The organism is Streptomyces davaonensis JCM 4913 (assembly GCF_000349325.1).
In the GTDB taxonomy this organism is placed as follows: domain Bacteria; phylum Actinomycetota; class Actinomycetes; order Streptomycetales; family Streptomycetaceae; genus Streptomyces; species Streptomyces davaonensis.
In genome coordinates this window covers 8,242,595-8,260,469 of sequence record NC_020504.1, presented here as the reverse complement: position 1 = coordinate 8,260,469, position 17,875 = coordinate 8,242,595, and the positions used below count along the sequence as shown (strand labels likewise).

Below are 17,875 nucleotides of genomic sequence, written 5' to 3'. Positions count from 1 at the left end.
CGTTGCGGCCACCGGCGACGCGCGGGAAGGTCGAAACACATCAGCTCCCCGGGAGGTCAGTCATGCCCATCGCAACGGTGAACCCGGCGAACGGCGAGACACTGAAGACGTACGAGGCGATGGGCGCCGAGGAGACCGAGCGCCGCCTCCAGCTCGCCGAGGCCACGTTCCGCACGTACCGGACGACCGCGTTCGCCGAGCGCGCCCGGTTGCTGAACCGGGCGGCGGACCTCCTGGACGAGGACCAGCAGGACATCGCACGGGTGATGACCACCGAGATGGGCAAGCCGATCCGGCAGGCCCGCGCCGAGGCCGCCAAGTGCGCCAAGGCGATGCGCTGGTACGCCGGGCACGCCGAGCAACTCCTCGCCGACGAGGAGCCCGCCGACGCCGATGTGTCGGACTCCGGCGCCTCCCGGGTCCGGGTCCGCTACCGGCCGCTCGGCCCGGTGCTCGCCGTGATGCCGTGGAACTTCCCGCTCTGGCAGGTCGTACGGTTCGCCGCGCCCGCGCTGATGGCGGGCAACGTCGGCCTGCTCAAGCACGCCTCCAACGTGCCGCAGACCGCGCTGTACCTGGAGGACCTCTTCCACCGGGCGGGCTACCCGGAGGGCGCCTTCCAGACGCTGCTGATCGGCGCCGGCGCGGTGGAGGAGATCCTGCGCGACGAGCGCGTCAAGGCGGCCACCCTCACCGGCAGCGAGCCCGCGGGCCGCGCGGTCGCCTCCGTCGCCGGGGACATGGTCAAGAAGAGCGTGCTGGAGCTCGGCGGCAGCGACCCGTACGTCGTCATGCCCTCCGCCGACCTCGACCGGGCCGCGCAGATCGCGGTGACCGCGCGGGTGCAGAACAACGGCCAGTCGTGCATCGCGGCCAAGCGGTTCATCGTGCACACCGACGTCTACGACGCCTTCGCCGAGCGGTTCGTGGCGGGCATGAAGGCGCTGACGGTCGGCGACCCGATGGCGGAGGAGACCGAGGTCGGGCCGCTCGCGACGGAACAGGGGCGGACCGATGTGGAGGAACTCGTCGACGACGCCACGCGCAGCGGGGCGACGGCGCTGTGCGGCGGCCACCGGCTGCGCAGGCCCGAGCTGCCCGGCTGGTACTACCCGCCGACGGTCCTCGCCGGCATCACCCGGGAGATGCGCATCCACCGCGAGGAGGCCTTCGGGCCGGTCGCCACGCTGTACCGCGCGGGCGACCTCGACGAGGCCGTGCTGATCGCCAACGACACGCCGTTCGGGCTCAGTTCCAACGTGTGGACGCGGGACGAGACCGAGGTCGACCGGTTCGTACGGGATCTGGAGGCGGGCAGCGTGTACGTGAACGGGATGACCGCCTCCCATCCGGCGTTCCCGTTCGGCGGGGCCAAGCGGTCGGGGTACGGGCGTGAGCTGTCCGGGCACGGAATCCGGGAGTTCTGCAACATCACTACTGTTTGGCACGGTGCGTGAGCGCTGCGCGGCTACGATCCGTTTTGTGAACCGCGAAGTGACTCTGCCTCTGATCGTCGATGACCGCGGGACGTTGCAGGTGGCTGCCGCCGATGTGAGCCGGTTGTTGCGAACCGTGGGTGGGCGGTGGCTGCATCTCGTCGAGGCCGGGGAGGACCTGGATGAGGACACGGTGGCCGCGCTGACGATCGAGCTGGCGAAGCTGGCGGATCGTATCGACGTGGCGTGCATTGCGCACAGCAGCGGGAGCAGGCCCTAGCCCTGAGGTACGTACAGTCATCCCGCTTTCGGAGTAACCCGGCGCGAAGTCGTCGCCCCCTCGGGTGATCGTGGACTGGACCACCCTCTGAGGCGAAAGCAGGCACGGTTCATGGCGACTTTGTGCAGACCCTCGGTGTCCGTTCCAGAGCATGTGATCACGATGGAGGAGACGCTGGAGCTGGCGGCCTCCCGGCACGCCGACCACCCTCAACTGCCGCTGGCGCTCCGGCTGATCGAGAACACGGGTGTACGCACCCGGCACATCGTGCAGCCCATCGAGGAGACGCTGAAGCACCCCGGCTTCGAGGAACGCAACAAGATCTACGTGGCCGAGGCCAAGGCCCGGGTCCCCTCCGTCGTCCAGCGGGCGCTCGACGACGCGGAGCTGCTCACCAGCGACATCGACGTGATCATCTACGTCTCGTGCACGGGGTTCATGATGCCCTCGCTCACGGCCTGGCTGATCAACGAGCTGGACTTCGACCCCACCACCCGCCAGATACCCATAGCCCAGCTGGGCTGCGCGGCCGGCGGTGCGGCGATCAACCGGGCGCACGACTTCTGCACGGCCTACCCGGAGGCCAACGCGCTCATCGTGGCCTGCGAGTTCTGCTCGCTGTGCTACCAGCCCACCGACCTCGGCGTCGGCTCCCTGCTCTCCAACGGACTGTTCGGCGACGGGATCGCCGCCGCCGTGGTGCGCGGCCGGGGCGGCGAGGGCATCGAGCTGGAGCGCAACGGCTCGTACCTGATCCCCAAGACCGAGGAGTGGATCATGTACGACGTCCGGGCCACCGGCTTCCACTTCCTGCTGGACAAGCGGGTGCCCGCCACCATGGAGCCGCTCGCCCCGGCGCTCCAGGACCTCGCGGGGCTGCACGGCTGGGACGCGGCCGACCTGGACTTCTACATCGTCCACGCGGGCGGTCCCCGAATACTCGACGACCTCAGCAAGTTCCTCCAGGTCGACCCGCACGCCTTCCGCTTCAGCCGGGCCACGCTCACCGAGTACGGCAACATCGCCAGCGCCGTCGTCCTGGACGCGCTGCGCCGGCTGTTCGACGAGGGCGGTGCCCGGCACCGGGCGCGCGGGCTGCTCGCCGGGTTCGGTCCCGGTATCACCGCCGAGATGAGTCTCGGCCGCTGGCAGCGCATGGACGAAGAGGCGGCATGACCGAAGAGACGCTCACCGAGATCCTCCCCCCGATCCGGCACTGGCCGGCGCTCGATCTGTCCGGGGTCGACTTCGACCCGGTGCTGACCGAGCTGATGCGGGAGGGCCCCATCACCCGGATCCAGCTGCCCAACGGCGAGGGCTGGGCCTGGCTGGTCACCCGGTACGACGACGTACGCATGGTGACCAACGACCCCCGGTTCAGCCGCGAGGCGGTCATGGACCGGCCGGTCACCCGGCTCGCCCCGCACTTCATCCCGGCCCGTGGCGCGGTCGGCTTCCTGGACCCGCCGGACCACAACCGGCTGCGCCGATCGGTGGCCGCCGCGTTCACCGCGAAGGGCGTGGAACGCATCCGGGAGAAGTCCCGTCGCATGCTGGACGAGCTGGTCGACGAACTCCTCCAGGACGAACCCCCCGCCGATCTCAGCGCGGCGGTCCTCTCCCCGTTCCCCATCGCGGTGATCTGCGAGCTGATGGGGGTACCGGCGGCCGACCGCCACATCATGCACACCTGGACCCAGCTGATCCTCTCGTCCGCGCACGGCGCCGACGTCAGCGAGAAGGCCAAGAACGAGATGGGCGCCTATTTCGCCGCGCTCATCGGGGACCGGGAGAACAGCTCCGCCGAGGACGTCACCTCCCTGCTCGGCGCCGCCGTGGGCCGGGACGAGGTGACGACGGAGGAGGCCGTGGGGCTCGCGGTGCTCCTCCAGATCGGCGGCGAGGCGGTCACCAACAACAGCGGGCAGATGTTCTACATCCTGCTGACCCGGCCCGATCTGGCCGAACGGCTGCGCGCCGAGCCGGAGATCCGCCCCCAGGCCATCGACGAACTGCTGCGGTACATCCCGCACCGCAACGCGGTGGGCCTGTCCCGGATCGCCACCGAGGACGTGGGCATCCGGGGCGTACGGATCCGGGCCGGGGACGCGATCTACGTCTCGTATCTGGCCGCCAACCGTGACCCGGACGTCTTCCCGTTCCCGGAGACGATCGACTTCTCACGCTCGCCGAACCCGCATGTCTCCTTCGGCTTCGGTCCGCACTACTGCCCCGGCGGGATGCTGGCGCGGATGGAGTCGCAGCTCCTGGTGGACGCGCTGCTGGACCGGCTGCCGGGGCTGCGGCTCGCGGTGCCGCCGGAGAAGGTGCCGTTCAAGAAGGGCGCGTTGATCCGTGGGCCCGAGGCCCTGCCCGTGACGTGGTGAGCGGCCGATGACGGCGACGGAGGGGCTGCTGGTGCCCCCGGGCCACGGCCGGGTCGTGCAGACCCCGGCCCAGCACGTGACCTTCAAGGTCACCGGTTCCCACTCGCGCATGGCGTCCACCTTCGAGGTGATCGTGCCCCCGGGCTTCGACGTGGGCGCCCATGTGCACACCCGCAGCGAGGAGTTGTTCTACGTGCTGGAGGGCGAGCTGGACGTACTCGCCTTCGAGCCGCGCATCCGGACCCCGGACAACTGGCAGCGCTGGCAGTCGAGTTCGGGCAACCGGGTGGTACGCGCGACACCGGGCACGGTGATCGCCGTACCCCCCGGCTGCCCCCACGCCTTCGCCAACCCGACGGACGAGCCCGCAAAAATGTTCTTCCAGGCGAGCCCGCCACCGGATCACGAGCGGTACTTCGAGGAGCTGCTGGAAATCCTGGGCAGCGGGGGCCCGCCGGATCCAGCGGCGATCGAGGAGCTGCGCAGTCGCTATGACATCGAGCAGCTGACGCCGCTCAAACATGGCTAGCGGATCGGCATCCCCGAGAGCGTCCGGGCGATCACCAGTCGCTGGATCTCGCTGGTGCCTTCGAAGATCGTGTAGATCGCCGCGTCCCGGTGCATCCGCTCCACGGGGTACTCCCGCGTGTAGCCGTTGCCGCCGAGGATCTGGATCGCCTGGCCGGTGACCTTCTTGGCGGTCTCGCTGGCGAACAGCTTCGACATCGAGCCCTCGGCCGCCGTGAACGGTTTGCCATTGACCGCCATCCAGGACGCCCGCCACACCAGAAGCCGCGCCGCGTCGATCGACGTACGCATGTCGGCGAGCTGGAAGGCGACACCCTGGTTGTCGATGATGGGGCGCCCGAACTGCTCACGGGTCGTCGCGTACTCCAGGGCCACCTCGTACGCGGCACGGGCGGTACCCACCGCCATCGCACCCACCGCCGGACGCGACGCCTCGAACGTCGCCATCGCCGCGTTCTTCACCCGCTCGCCCCCGCCGGCCTTCGCCCGCTCGCGGGCCCGGGCCAGGCGCTCGTCGAGCTTCTCCTTGCCGCCGAGGAGGCAGGAGCCGGGCACCCGGACGTTCTCCAGGACGACCTCGGCGGTGTGCGAGGCACGGATGCCGTGCTTCTTGAACTTCTGCCCCTGGGACAGGCCGGGCGTGTTCGGCGGGACGATGAAGGACGCGTGGCCCTTGGAGCCCAGCTCGGCGTCGACGACCGCGACGACGACATGGACATTGGCGATGCCGCCGTTGGTCGCCCAGGTCTTCGTGCCGTTGAGCACCCACTCGTCCGTGGCCTCGTCGTACACGGCACGCGTGCGCATGGAGGCGACGTCGGACCCGGCGTCGGGCTCGGAGGAGCAGAACGCGGCGACCTTGACATCGTTGGCGTCGCCGTACATCTGGGGGATCCAGGTGCCGATCTGCTCCTCGGTGCCGTTGGCGAGGACGCCCACCGCGGCGAGGCCGGTGCCGACGATGGACAGCGCGATGCCCGCGTCGCCCCAGAACAGCTCCTCCATGGCCATCGGGATGCCGAGGCCGGTGGGGTCGAAGTACTGCTGGGCGTAGAAGTCGAGGGAGTAGATGCCGACCTTCGCGGCCTCCTGGATGACCGGCCAGGGAGTCTCCTCACGCTCGTCCCATTCGGCGGCCGCGGGGCGGATGACATCGGCGGCGAAGCCGTGCAGCCAGTCCCGGACCTCCTTCTGTTCGTCGTTGAGCTCCATGGTGAACTCGGCCATGACCCCTCCAGCGGTGGCGCACGTGCATGTTACTTGCGGTAACCGCAGTCTGTTACCGGTGGGTAGGAAAAGTCAACCACCGATGACCGGTCGGCAGCCCGTTCGATGTCAGCAACGTGTTGAGTGTTAGTTTGCGCAGGCGTCACCGAAACAGCACGGGTGGGGAGAGCACATGGACACCACACAGCGGACCGAGCAGCAGCGGTCGGCGGATCGCCGACGGCGTGAGCTGCTGGAGGCCGCCGACAGGGTGGTGCTGCGCGACGGTCCGCAGGCCTCGATGAACGCCATCGCGGCGGAGGCCGGTATCACCAAGCCGATCCTCTACCGGCACTTCGGCGACAAGGGCGGTCTTTACGCCGCCTTGGCCAAGCGACACACGGACGCGCTGCTGGACTCCCTGCGGGCCGCGCTGGACGCTCCCGCGGAGCGGCGGGAGCGGGTCGAGGCCACGCTCGACACCTACCTTGCCGCGATCGAGGCTCGGCCTCAGGTGTACCGGTTCCTGATGCACCCCGCGGAGGGTGGCCAGACCGGGGACCAGGGGTTCGACGTCGGCAAGCACTCGGCTCCTCTCCTGCGGCGGATGGGTGAGGAGTTGGCGCAGGTCATCGAGGACCGTCTCGACCTCGGGCCCGGGAGCCAGCAGCTGGCCCGGGTGTGGGGGCACGGGATCGTCGGGATGATGCACGCCGCCGGTGACTGGTGGCTGGGCGAACGGCCGTGCTCGCGAGCGGAGTTGGTACGCAGCCTCGCCGATCTGCTCTGGGGAAGGCTCGCCGCGGCAGGGGACAAGATGGGCGGTCCGGGGTTCTGAGGCAGGTCCGCTCACTTGCTCCAGGACGCTCTGCTCACCTGGCGCATCAGCCTTCTGTGACGCCGGCCCTCCACCCGGTCCGCATACACCGTCCCCTCCACGTGGTCGCACTCATGCTGCAAGCACCTCGCGAAGAAACCCGTACCGTGCACCGTCACCGGCTCCCCCGTGACCGTGAACCCCTCGACCACGGCGTGGTCGTAACGTTCCGTCCCGGCCTCCAGGCCCGGCAGGGACAGGCAGCCCTCGGGGCCGCGGATCACCACTCCGTCGGCCGTCACCAAGCGCGGGTTCACCACATGGCCCAGATGCCGCACGTCCTCGTCGTCGGGGCAGTCGTAGACGAACACCCGCAGCGGCTCGCCGACTTGGTTCGCCGCGAGGCCGACGCCCTGGGCCGCGTACATCGTCGCGAACATGTCCTCGACGAGCGCCGCCAGTTCGGGGCCGAAGTCGGTGACGTCCTTGGCGGGGGCGTGCAGCACCGGGTCGCCGAGCAGGGTGAGAGGCCGGACACGCCCGTGGGCGCCCGGGATGGAGCCATGTCGCATGGCGGCAAGATTACGGCCGATTCGGGAGTGCGAATGGATCTCGATAGGCTGACCACCTACGACGTTGGGAGGATCGAGGACTGATGGCAGGCAACTCGGACCCGCTCACTCCGCGGGCCAAGATCGCCGTTACCGCGGGCAAGGCGGTCGCGGCGGCATCGCGCGCGGCGGGGCGCGGCAGCGGATCGGTGATCGGCGGCCGGGTGGCGCTGAAGCTCGACCCCGACCTCCTCGCACGGTTGGCGCAGAACCTGGACGTGGTCCTGGTGTCGGCGACCAACGGCAAGACCACGACGACCCGGCTGATCGCGGAAGCGCTGCGCGCCGCGGGCCCGGTCGTCTCCAACGCGCTCGGCGCCAACATGCCCGCGGGCATCACCTCCGCGCTGGCCGGCGGCTCCGAGGCGCGGTACGGCGTCATCGAGGTCGATGAGAAGTACCTGGCGGGCGTCGCCCGGGACACCGACCCCAAGTGCATCGCCCTGCTGAACCTCTCCCGCGACCAGCTCGACCGCGCGGCCGAGACCCGCATGCTCGCCGAGAACTGGCGTGAGGGGCTCGCCGGGTCGAAGGCCGTGATCGTCGCCAACGCCGACGACCCGCTGGTGGTGTGGGCCGCGTCCTCCTCCGCCAATGTGATCTGGGTCGCCGCCGGGCAGATGTGGAAGGACGACGCCTGGTCCTGCCCGTCCTGCGGCGGTGTGATGCAGCGGCCCGGCGACGACTGGTTCTGCGGCGAGTGCGGCTTTAGGCGGCCGACGCCGAGCTGGGCGCTCTCCGGCGACCACGTCCTCGACCCGCACGGCTCCGCCTGGCCCATCCACCTCCAGCTGCCGGGCCGCGCCAACAAGGCCAACGCCGCCTCCTCGGCCGCCGTCGCCGCCGTGTTCGGGGTGCCGCCGCAGGTCGCCCTGGAGCGCATGTACCAGGTGCAGGCCGTGGCGGGCCGCTATGACGTCGTCCAGTTCCAGGGCCGCGACCTGCGTCTGCTGCTCGCGAAGAACCCGGCCGGCTGGCTCGAGACGTTCTCCCTGATCGACCCGCCGCCCACCCCGGTGATCCTCTCGGTGAACGCGCGCGGCGCCGACGGCACCGACACCTCCTGGCTGTGGGACGTCGACTACACGCGTCTGACCGGTCACCCGATCTGTGTCATCGGCGACCGCAAGCTGGACCTCGCGGTGCGCCTGGAGGTCGCGAACCAGCAGTTCCAGGTCTGCGAGAACCTCGACCAGGCGGTGCAGCTGTGCCCGCCCGGCCGGATCGAGGTCATCGCCAACTACACCGCGTTCCAGGACCTGCGCCGCCGCGTCGGCAACTGACGTATCCGTAAGGACAGTGACTTCATGAGTGACAACCAACTGCGGGTCGTCTGGATCTACCCGGACCTGCTGAGCACTTACGGCGACCAGGGCAACGTCCTCGTCGTGGAGCGCCGGGCCCGGCAGCGCGGCCTGGACGTGGCCCGGCTCGACGTGCGCAGCGACCAGCCGATCCCGACCTCCGGCGACATCTACCTGATCGGCGGCGGCGAGGACCGGCCGCAGCGCCTCGCGGCCGAGCGGCTGCGCCGCGACGGCGGCCTGTACCGGGCCGTGGAGAACGGCGCGATCGTCTTCTCCGTGTGCGCGGGCTACCAGATCCTCGGCCACGAGTTCATCAACGACCTCGGCCAGCGCGAGCCCGGCCTCGGGCTGCTGGACGTGGTCTCGGTGCGCGGCGAGGGCGAGCGGTGCGTCGGCGACGTGCTCGGCGACGTCGACCCGCGGCTCGGCCTGCCCCCGCTGACCGGCTTCGAGAACCACCAGGGCGTCACCCACCTCGGCCCGACCGCCCGCCCGCTCGCCCAGGTCCGCCTGGGCAACGGCAACGGCACGGGCGACGGCACCGAGGGCGCGTACAACGACACGGTCTTCGGTACCTACATGCACGGCCCGGTGCTCGCCCGGAACCCGCTCATCGCCGATCTGCTGCTGAAGCTGGCGCTGGACGTGAACGCCCTGCCGCCGACGGACGACCGCTGGTACGAGGCGCTGCGCAACGAGCGCATCGCGGCAGCCCAGCAGCCCGCGTGACCCGGGTGCTCCAGGGGTACTGAAGCGGCCTTCCAGCGCGCCCTGCCACCGTGCTCACCGGGCCCGCCTGACGGTACGTCCGCTCACATGTGCGGGCGCGTCCAGCAGGCGGACGCCCGGTACGGTGCCACCCCCTCACGCCGGTAGGGTGGCCGGGATCAAGCCGGACAACGTGGTCCGGTCCCCGGCCCACGTTGAGAAGGTATTTCGGGCTATGCGCATTGGTGTCCTCACGTCCGGCGGCGACTGCCCCGGCCTGAACGCCGTCATCCGGTCCGTCGTGCACCGTGCCGTCGTCGACCACGGCGACGAGGTCATCGGTTTCCGGGACGGCTGGAAAGGCCTCCTGGAGTGCGACTACCTCAAGCTCGACCTCGACGCGGTGGGCGGCATCCTCGCCCGCGGCGGCACCATCCTCGGCTCCTCCCGTGTCCAGCCCTCGCATCTGCGGGACGGCGTGGAGCGGGCCAGGGGTCATGTGCAGGAGCTCGGGCTCGACGCCATCATCCCGATCGGCGGTGAGGGCACCCTCAAGGCGGCCCGGCTGCTGTCGGACAACGGCCTGCCGATCGTCGGCGTGCCGAAGACCATCGACAACGACATCGCGGTCACGGATGTCACCTTCGGCTTCGACACGGCCGTCGGCGTCGCGACCGAGGCACTCGACCGGCTGAAGACCACAGCCGAGTCGCATCAGCGGGTGCTGGTGGTGGAGGTCATGGGCCGCCACACCGGCTGGATCGCGCTGCACTCCGGTATGGCGGCCGGCGCGCACGCCGTCGTCGTGCCCGAGCGCCCCTTCGACATCGAGGAGTTGGCCCGCAAGGTCGGCGAGCGGTTCGAGGCGGGCAAGCGGTTCGCCATCGTCGTGGCGGCGGAGGGCGCCAAGCCCAAGGCCGGGTCCATGGAGTTCGACGAGGGCGGCAAGGACGTCTACGGCCACGAGCGCTTCGCGGGCATCGCGCGTCAGCTCTCCCTCGAGCTGGAGCACCGGCTCGGCAAGGAGGCGCGGCCGGTGATCCTCGGGCATGTGCAGCGGGGCGGCACACCGACCGCGTACGACCGGGTCCTCGCCACCCGCTTCGGGTGGCACGCGGTGGAGGCCGTGCACCGCGGTGAGTTCGGGAAGATGACCGCGCTGCGCGGCACCGACATCGTGATGGTGTCGCTGGCCGAGGCCGTGGAGACGCTAAAGACGGTGCCGGAGGACCGGTACACCGAGGCGGAGTGCGTCCTGTAGTCCGGCTCGTCCAGACGAGAACAACCGGCCCCCGGTCACGAGCGTGACCGGGGGCCGTTCTAATGTGGGGGCCGGACAGACTTGCACAACCCCCACGAAACAGGAGCCGCCGCATGGATCACAGCGGGCACGGCATGATGATGGATCTGCCGCCGTTCACGCTGGGGCGAGGACTTCAGTGGTCGGCGGATCCCTTCTTCCTCATCGCCTGTCTGGCCGGGCTCGCCCTGTACGGCTGGGGTGTGATGCGGCTGCGGCGGCGCGGGGACTCCTGGTCGGCGGCGCGGACGGTGTCGTACGTCGTCGGTGTGCTGTCCGTCGCCCTGATGATGTGCACCAAGCTGAACGACTACGGCATGGTCATGTTCAGCGTGCACATGGTGCAGCACATGGTGATCAGCATGCTGTCGCCGATCCTGATCCTGCTCGGCGCCCCGATGACCCTGGCGCTGCGCGCGCTGCCGGTCGCGGGCCGGGGACGCAAGGGGCCGCGTGAACTGCTGCTGATGCTGCTGCACAGCCGGTACATGCGGGTCATCACGCACCCGCTCTTCACCATTCCGATGTTCATCGCGAGCCTGTACGCGCTGTACTTCACCCCGCTCTTCGACTTCCTGATGGGCTCGAAGACCGGGCACGTCGCGATGATGGTGCACTTCTTCGCCGTCGGTGTGGTGTTCTTCTGGCCGATCATCGGCGTGGACCCGGGGCCGCACCGGCCCGGCTATCTGATGCGGATGCTGGAGCTGTTCGCGGGTATGCCGTTCCACGCCTTCTTCGGCATCGCGCTGATGATGGGGTCCACCCCCATGGTCGAGACGTTCAAGAACCCGCCCGCCTCGCTCGGCATCGACGCGCTCTCCGACCAGAACGCGGCCGGTGGAATCGCCTGGGCGTTCAGCGAGATCCCGTCCGTACTGGTGCTGATCGCGCTGCTGTTCCAGTGGTACGGCTCCGAGCAGCGGCAGGCCAAGCGCAAGGACCGGGCCGCCGACCGGGACGGCGACAAGGAACTCGAGGCGTACAACGCCTATTTGGCCTCATTGAACGCACGCGGAAACTAATCGGCCTGAATCGGTATTCCGTTCAGTAGCATGAAACGCGTCGGGGGAACCGCCGGGGGGAGCGGTGATGACGCGTGGATTGTTCGTGCGGGTTCTGCTGGTCGGCGTTCTTGCGCTGAGTGCGTGTGACAGAGCGGCGCCTTTGCTCACGGTGAAGGCGGTCGCCGCGGGAGTTCCGTCGCTCGCGCCCTTCTTCGACGAGAGCAGCGGTCTGGGGCGTGATGCCCAGGTCCGGTCGCAGGGTGTCCACGGTGGTCTCCAGCAGGGTGATACTCCGGGGCTCTACGGCGGCTCCAAGCAGCCGACGATCTGTGACGTCGGCAAGTTGGAGCGGTTTCTGACCGACCCCGCGAACGAGCGGAAGGCCGCGGCCTGGGCGCGGGCGCTGGAGATCACCACGGAAGGGATTCCGGCTTATCTGGACGGGCTCACACCTGTTCTGTTGCGTCACGACACACTCGTGAAGAACCACGACTACAAAAAGGAAAAGGCCGTCCCCTTCGACTCCTTGCTCCAAGCGGGGATCGCCGTTCTCGTCGATGCGCAGGGTCAGCCCGCCGTGAAGTGTTCGTGCGGAAATCCGCTGCGGCCCTTCGAGGGCGACACCAGCCGTATTTCCGTCGAGTTCGAGGACGGGAACGAGAAGTGGAAGGGATACGACCGCGCCTCGGTGGTGACCGTGCGGCCCGCGTCCCGGAAAGTGGAGCGGCTCGCCCTGGTCGACGTGGAGGAGCCCGCCCGGGGCATCAACCGGCCCGTCGGAACGGGGGGCGAGGACGACACCGGCTTCGATGCGCGGGAGCGGCGGGCGGTCCCCGATGTCGTGGGGGCGACGTTCGGGCAGGCCGCGAGTCGGCTGACCGATCGGGGTCTGGCGGTCGGGTACGCCGGGGAGGGGCTGCCGTCGGACGGTGCGGTCGTCACGGGGTCGAATCCGGCGGCGGGGGCTCGGCTGGCGTTCGGGGAGTACGTGACGCTGACCGTGGCGGAGCCTGACCCCGAGTCTTCGAGGAGCACATCCGGTCCGCCCGACCTGCCGGTGCCTTCGTCGTCCGCTGCGGCGCCCTCGTCGTCCGGGCCGTCCAGTTCGTCCGGCTCGCCCAGTTCGTCCGGGACCACGAGTGAGGCGCCACCGTCCTCGCAGAAGCCGCCGTCCTCGACGCCACCCCCGTCGACCAAGGCCCCGTCGACCACCGCACCGCCGCCCACACCGACCACGACCAGCGCACCACCGCCCAGCACCACCAGCGCACCCCCACCCACCACCGCCGCTCCCCCGACCACCAGCAGCGAACCTCCCCCGCCCAGCGTCACGCCCAGCACGACCCCCAGCGCCACCCCCACCACCAGCGCGACCACGTAGAACCCCCCGCGGACCCGGGAGTCACCGGATGCCTTCAGGATCATCGACGTCGGGAGTGGGCCGGGTCATCGCCGGCCGCTATCTGCTGCTGCACCGGCTCGGGGGCGGCGGCATGGGGCACGTCTGGCTCGCCCACGACCAGAGACTCGTCTGTGAGGTCGCGCTCAAGGAGATCGTGTTCCGGGACCCGGCCGAGGCCGACCACGAGCGGGAGGCCCGGGTCGCGCGGGCCCGCGCCGAGGCCCGGCACGCGGCCGGGCTGCGCGACCACCCGCACGTGGTGACCGTGCACGACGTGCTGGAGCACGAGGGGCTGCCCTGGATCGTCATGGAGTACGTGGCGGGCGCCGTGGACCTGCGTGACCTGGTCGAGCAGCGCGGCCCGCTCGCCCCGGCGGAGTGCGCCCGCATCGGACTCGCCGTGCTGGACGCGCTGAACGCGGGCCATCAGCGGGGCGTGCTGCACCGGGATGTGAAGCCGGCGAACATCCTGCTCGCGCCGGACCGCACCGGCGCCCAGTACGGCCGGGTGCTGCTCACCGACTACGGCATCTCCGTACAGCCGTCCACCGGGGAGACCCGGTGGACGATGGCGTCCGCGCTGGTGGGGACCTCCGGGTATCTGGCGCCGGAGCGGGCCACCGGCGGGGCGCCCACCCCGGCCGCCGATCTGTTCTCGCTGGGGTGCACGCTCTACTTCGGGGTCGAGGGGCAGGGCCCGTTCACCCGCGCGTCGCATCTGGCGGAGCTGACGGCCGTGGTCGACGAGGAGCCGCGGCCCGCGCTGCGCGCCGGTGCGCTGGAGCCGGTCGTGCACGCGCTGCTCGCGAAGGATCCGGCGGCACGGCCGTCCGCGGTCGAGGCGGAGGCGGCGCTGTCGCGGATCGTGGTGCCGCAGGCCGGGGCGTACTCCCGGACGCAGACCGACCTCGGCTCCCAGCCGCAGTGGGCGGCACCCGCCGCGCCCAGGCCCCGGCACGCCCGGCGCCGGGTGCTGCACTCCGCGCTCGCCGGGCTGCTGGGGCTTGCGCTGGCCGGGAGCGGGGTCTGGTACGCCGTGGCCGGGCAGTCCGGCGACGAGGGGTCTCCGCGGCCGTACGGCGAGGGGGTCGGGCTGGCTCGGGCGCTGGAGGGCGGGGACTGCGTGCTCGCGGACTGGCCCGGGGCCGCTCCCTTCCAGGGGACGCCTCGGCTGACCCTGGATCCGAGCTGCGCGGACCAGGCGCCGGACGGGCAGGTGATGACGTTCGTGAAGGCGGCGTCGGTTCAGGAGGCGCGGACGGAGGGGGCCGCGCGGTGCGAGGAACGGACGCAGGAGTTGCGGGGCAGGCTCGCGGATGTGCGGGCCTTCGCGGTGGTGCCGACGGAGGCCGGATTCGAGGCCGCCGGGCGGCGTACGGCCTGTCTGGTGCTCGGCGCGCACGGGCCGGTGTACGGGCCGCTGGGCGGGTACCGCAAGCCGGGGACGGCCTTCGCGGACACGGCGACCATGCAGCGCCGGGACTGCGTGGACGTACGTTCGAATCGGGAGGCGCGGCTGGTGTCCTGCGCCGGGGCGTACGACGAGCAGGTGCTGGGGTTCACCCGGCTGGGCGAGGATGTGACGCTCACCGAGGCGCGTACCGAGTCCGACGCGGCCTGTGCCCGTGAGGTGCCGCCGCGGGACTACGGATTCGACCCTTCCGTCTATACGGCCGGGTCGTGGACCAGCCAGGGGGCCTGGAAAACGGGCACACATTTCGCCGTGTGCACCGTCCGGAAGCAGAACGGGGGCACCATGGAGGGGGACGAACCATGAGGAGGGTGTTGCGATGCCCGGTTCTACGGACGGCTCTACGCGGACGATGGGGGTGCTCACCGTCGGCGGTCTCGTCGTGGTGACCGCCTACACGGTGGCGCTCGGCAGCAACGGCTGGCTGTGGTTCGGCTGGGTCGTGCTCGGGCTGATCACCCTCGGTATGGTGGTCACGCGCAGTACGTGACCCTCAGGCGCCGGTCAGCCGGCCCGCGGAGTGCACGCCCGGCTGGTACTTGGGCAGCCGGGCGGTCACCTTCATCCCCGCTCCCACGGCGGTCTCGATGACGAGGCCGTAGTCGTCTCCGTAGACCTGACGGAGCCGGTCGTCGACGTTGGAGAGGCCGATGCCCCCGGAGGGGCTGACCTCGCCGGCGAGGATGCGGCGCAGCAGGACGGGGTCCATTCCGGCGCCGTCGTCCTCGATGACGACCAGGGCCTCCGCGCCCGCGTCCTGGGCCGTGATGCTGATCCTGCACTTCCCGGTGGTGGCGGCTCGGCCCTCCAGGCCGTGCTTGACGGCGTTCTCCACCAGCGGCTGGAGACAGAGGAAGGGCAGGGCGACCGGCAGCACCTCGGGGGCGATCTGGAGGGTGACGGAGAGGCGGTCGCCGAATCTCGCCCGGACCAGTGCCAAGTAGTGGTCGATGGCGTGGAGTTCGTCGGCGAGCGTGGTGAAGTCGCCGTGCCTGCGGAACGAGTAGCGGGTGAAGTCGGCGAACTCCAGGAGCAGTTCGCGGGCGCGTTCGGGGTCGGTGCGCACGAAGCTGGCGATCACCGCGAGCGAGTTGAAGATGAAGTGCGGGGAGATCTGGGCGCGAAGTGCCTTGATCTCGGCCTCGATCAGCCGGGTGCGGGACTGGTCCAGATCGGCCAACTCCAACTGGACGGAGACCCAGCGGGCGACCTCTCCGGCGGCCCGGACCAGTACGGCGGACTCGCGGGGCGCACAGGCGACGAGGGCGCCGTGAACGCGGTCGTCGACGGTGAGGGGGGTGACGACCGCCCAGCGCAGAGGGCAGTCGGGGGTGTCGCAGGTCAGCGGGAAGGCCTCGCCGCGGCCGGAGTCCAGGGGTCCGGAGAGGCGTTCCATGATCTCGGCACGGTGATGGGCGCCGACTCCGTCCCAGGCCAGCACCTCCTTCTGGTCGGTGAGACACAGGGCGTCCGTGCCGAGCAGCGAGCGCAGCCTGCGCGCCGACTTGCGGGCCGTCTCCTCCGTCAGGCCCGCCCGGAGCGGGGGCGCGGCGAGGGAGGCGGTGTGCAGGGTCTCGAAGGTGGCGTGCTCGACGGGCGTGCCGAGTCCGCCCTGACTCTCGGGGCGGGCGGTGCGCCGACCGAGCCAGAACCCGGCGGCCAGCAGGGGCAGGATCGCGACGCACAGTCCGGCAATGAACCCACTCATGACTTCACCTCCGCCAGTTCCTCCGGCAAATGGAACCGGGCCAGGATCGCCGCTGTCCCGGACGGGACTCGGCTCGGGGTGGCCAGGGACACCAGCATCATCGTGAGGAAGGCCAGCGGTACCGACCAGAGGGCGGGCCAGGCGAGCAGGGCGTGCAGGGCTCCGGTGCCGGGGAAGCCGGACATCGTCGCCGCCACGGCGAGCAGGGCGGAGCCGCCGCCCACCAGCATTCCGGCGGCCGCCCCGGGCGGGGTGAGCCGGTGCCACCAGATGCCGAGCACCAGCAGCGGGCAGAAGGACGATGCCGACACCGCGAAGGCGAGCCCCACCGCGTCGGCGACCGGCAGCCCGCCCACCAGGGCGCTCGCCGCGAGCGGTACGGCCATGGCGAGCAGCGTGCCGAGCCGGAAGTGCCGTACGCCGCGCGAGGGGAGGACGTCCTGAGTGAGGACGCCCGCGACGGCCATGGTCAGCCCTGAGGCGGTCGACAGGAACGCGGCGAAGGCGCCCCCGGCGACCAGCGCGCCCAGCAGGTCGCCGCCGACTCCGCCGATCATGCGCTCGGGCAGCAGCAGGACCGCGGCGTCCGCGTCGCCGGTGAGGGTCAGTTCGGGGGCGTACAGGCGGCCGAGGGCGCCGTAGACCGGGGGCAGCAGGTAGAAGGCGCCGATCAGGCCCAGGACCGCGACCGTGGTGCGGCGGGCGGCGACTCCGTGCGGGCTGGTGTAGAAGCGGACGACGACATGGGGCAGGCCCATGGTGCCGAGGAAGGTGGCGATGATCAGTCCGTACGTGGCGTACAGCGGGCGCTCGCCGCGACTCTCGGCCTGGGACGGCGACAGGCTGCCGTCGCTGTCGCGCTCGGCCTCGGGAAGGGCCGCTCCCTCGGCGAAGGTCAGCCGGGTGCCGCGGTCGATGCGGTGGGTGCCGGCGGGGAGTTCGAGGCGCTGCTCCTCGTGGGCGCGGCCGTCGACGGTGCCGCTCACCGTGACGGTCAGCGGTCGTTCCAGGCGCAGGTCCAGGCTGTCGTCGACGCGAACGGTGCGCTGTTCGCGGAAGGCGGCGGGTTCGTCGAAGGCGTGGTGGGGCGCGCCGTCGCTCTGCCAGGCGAGGACCAGGAACAGGGCGGGCACCAGCAGGGCGGTCAGCTTCAGCCAGTACTGGAAGGCCTGGACGAAGGTGATGCTGCGCATGCCGCCCGCGGCGACGATGGCGACCACCACGACCGCCACGATCACTCCGCCGAGCCAGTCGGGCGCGCCGGTGAGCACGGTCAGCGTCAGCCCGGCGCCCTGGAGTTGGGGCAGCAGGTAGAGCCAGCCGACGCCGACGACGAAGGCTCCGGCGAGCCGTCGTACCGCCTGGGAGGCGAGCCGGGCCTCGGCGAAGTCGGGGAGGGTGTAGGCGCCGGAGCGGCGCAGCGGGGCGGCGACGAACAGGAGCAGGACCAGGTATCCGGCGGTGTAGCCGACCGGGTACCAGAGCATGTCGGGGCCCTGGACCAGGACCAGTCCGGCGATGCCGAGGAAGGAGGCGGCGGAGAGGTACTCGCCGCTGATGGCGGCGGCGTTGAGGCGGGGGCCGACGGTGCGGGACGCGACGTAGAAGTCGGAGGTGGTGCGGGAGATGCGCAGGCCGAAGGCGCCGACGAAGACAGTCGCGAGGACGACGAGCGCGACGGCGGGGACGGCGAAGTTCTCGTTCACG

The 17,875-nt window shown here is 70.8% G+C and carries 17 protein-coding genes; 13 read left to right on the top strand and 4 right to left on the bottom strand.

Annotated features, from left to right (window positions below; translation table 11 throughout):
- The first annotated feature begins 62 nt into the window (after positions 1-62).
- The 5 genes from BN159_RS36615 to BN159_RS36595 all read left to right on the top strand — a co-directional run bounded on the left by BN159_RS36615 (position 63) and on the right by BN159_RS36595 (position 4,632).
- A complete protein-coding gene (locus BN159_RS36615; protein ID WP_015662086.1) occupies positions 63-1,457 on the top strand; it encodes an NADP-dependent succinic semialdehyde dehydrogenase in 1,395 nt (464 codons plus the stop codon).
- A gap of 25 nt (positions 1,458-1,482) precedes the next feature.
- Positions 1,483-1,716, top strand: coding sequence for a DUF6213 family protein (locus tag BN159_RS36610; protein ID WP_041822134.1), 234 nt, complete (start codon positions 1,483-1,485; stop codon positions 1,714-1,716).
- Between the two features lie 87 nt (positions 1,717-1,803).
- Positions 1,804-2,892 carry a type III polyketide synthase gene (locus BN159_RS36605; protein ID WP_408055053.1) on the top strand — a complete coding sequence of 363 codons (1,089 nt, stop codon included), beginning with the start codon at positions 1,804-1,806 and terminating at the stop codon, positions 2,890-2,892.
- Positions 2,889-4,103: a cytochrome P450 gene (locus tag BN159_RS36600; RefSeq protein ID WP_015662083.1), complete on the top strand. Its 1,215-nt coding sequence runs from the start codon at positions 2,889-2,891 to the stop codon at positions 4,101-4,103. The genes BN159_RS36605 and BN159_RS36600 overlap by 4 nt, the downstream gene beginning before the upstream one ends.
- Positions 4,104-4,110: 7 nt before the next feature.
- Positions 4,111-4,632, top strand: coding sequence for a cupin domain-containing protein (locus BN159_RS36595; RefSeq protein WP_015662082.1), 522 nt, complete (start codon positions 4,111-4,113; stop codon positions 4,630-4,632).
- Here BN159_RS36595 and BN159_RS36590 read toward each other — a convergent pair.
- Positions 4,629-5,858 carry an acyl-CoA dehydrogenase family protein gene (locus tag BN159_RS36590; RefSeq protein ID WP_015662081.1) on the bottom strand — a complete coding sequence of 410 codons (1,230 nt, stop codon included), beginning with the start codon at positions 5,856-5,858 and terminating at the stop codon, positions 4,629-4,631. The genes BN159_RS36595 and BN159_RS36590 overlap by 4 nt on opposite strands.
- Positions 5,859-6,030: 172 nt before the next feature.
- Between BN159_RS36590 and BN159_RS36585 the strand changes: the two genes are divergently transcribed.
- Positions 6,031-6,675 (top strand): TetR family transcriptional regulator, encoded by a 645-nt coding sequence (locus BN159_RS36585; RefSeq protein WP_015662080.1) that lies wholly within the window; start codon positions 6,031-6,033, stop codon positions 6,673-6,675.
- Positions 6,676-6,686: 11 nt separating this feature from the next.
- On the opposite strand, the gene def is transcribed toward BN159_RS36585, so the two are convergent.
- Positions 6,687-7,226: a peptide deformylase gene (gene def, locus BN159_RS36580; RefSeq protein WP_015662079.1), complete on the bottom strand. Its 540-nt coding sequence runs from the start codon at positions 7,224-7,226 to the stop codon at positions 6,687-6,689.
- 83 nt (positions 7,227-7,309) lie between these two features.
- Here def and BN159_RS36575 point away from each other — a divergent pair, with 83 nt between their 5' ends.
- From BN159_RS36575 to BN159_RS46320, 7 genes are all read left to right on the top strand, one after another.
- Positions 7,310-8,548, top strand: coding sequence for a MurT ligase domain-containing protein (locus BN159_RS36575; protein WP_015662078.1), 1,239 nt, complete (start codon positions 7,310-7,312; stop codon positions 8,546-8,548).
- A gap of 24 nt (positions 8,549-8,572) precedes the next feature.
- A complete protein-coding gene (locus tag BN159_RS36570) occupies positions 8,573-9,301 on the top strand; it encodes a type 1 glutamine amidotransferase (protein ID WP_015662077.1) in 729 nt (242 codons plus the stop codon).
- 214 nt (positions 9,302-9,515) lie between these two features.
- On the top strand, positions 9,516-10,541 hold the full coding sequence (locus BN159_RS36565) for a 6-phosphofructokinase (protein WP_015662076.1): 1,026 nt from the start codon (positions 9,516-9,518) through the stop codon (positions 10,539-10,541).
- Positions 10,542-10,654: 113 nt separating this feature from the next.
- Positions 10,655-11,605 carry a cytochrome c oxidase assembly protein gene (locus BN159_RS36560; protein ID WP_015662075.1) on the top strand — a complete coding sequence of 317 codons (951 nt, stop codon included), beginning with the start codon at positions 10,655-10,657 and terminating at the stop codon, positions 11,603-11,605.
- Between the two features lie 67 nt (positions 11,606-11,672).
- The gene (locus BN159_RS44400) at positions 11,673-12,968 is read left to right on the top strand and encodes a PASTA domain-containing protein (RefSeq protein WP_015662074.1); all 1,296 of its coding nucleotides are present in this window, start codon (positions 11,673-11,675) and stop codon (positions 12,966-12,968) included.
- Between the two features lie 28 nt (positions 12,969-12,996).
- Positions 12,997-14,766: a serine/threonine-protein kinase gene (locus BN159_RS36550; RefSeq protein WP_015662073.1), complete on the top strand. Its 1,770-nt coding sequence runs from the start codon at positions 12,997-12,999 to the stop codon at positions 14,764-14,766.
- Positions 14,767-14,779: 13 nt separating this feature from the next.
- On the top strand, positions 14,780-14,950 hold the full coding sequence (locus tag BN159_RS46320; RefSeq protein WP_015662072.1) for a hypothetical protein: 171 nt from the start codon (positions 14,780-14,782) through the stop codon (positions 14,948-14,950).
- 3 nt (positions 14,951-14,953) lie between these two features.
- Here the strand turns inward: BN159_RS46320 and BN159_RS36540 are convergent, their stop codons facing one another.
- A complete protein-coding gene (locus BN159_RS36540; RefSeq protein WP_015662071.1) occupies positions 14,954-16,168 on the bottom strand; it encodes a sensor histidine kinase in 1,215 nt (404 codons plus the stop codon).
- Positions 16,165-17,874 carry a sodium/solute symporter gene (locus BN159_RS36535; RefSeq protein ID WP_015662070.1) on the bottom strand — a complete coding sequence of 570 codons (1,710 nt, stop codon included), beginning with the start codon at positions 17,872-17,874 and terminating at the stop codon, positions 16,165-16,167. The genes BN159_RS36540 and BN159_RS36535 overlap by 4 nt, the downstream gene beginning before the upstream one ends.
- Position 17,875 lies beyond the last annotated feature (1 nt).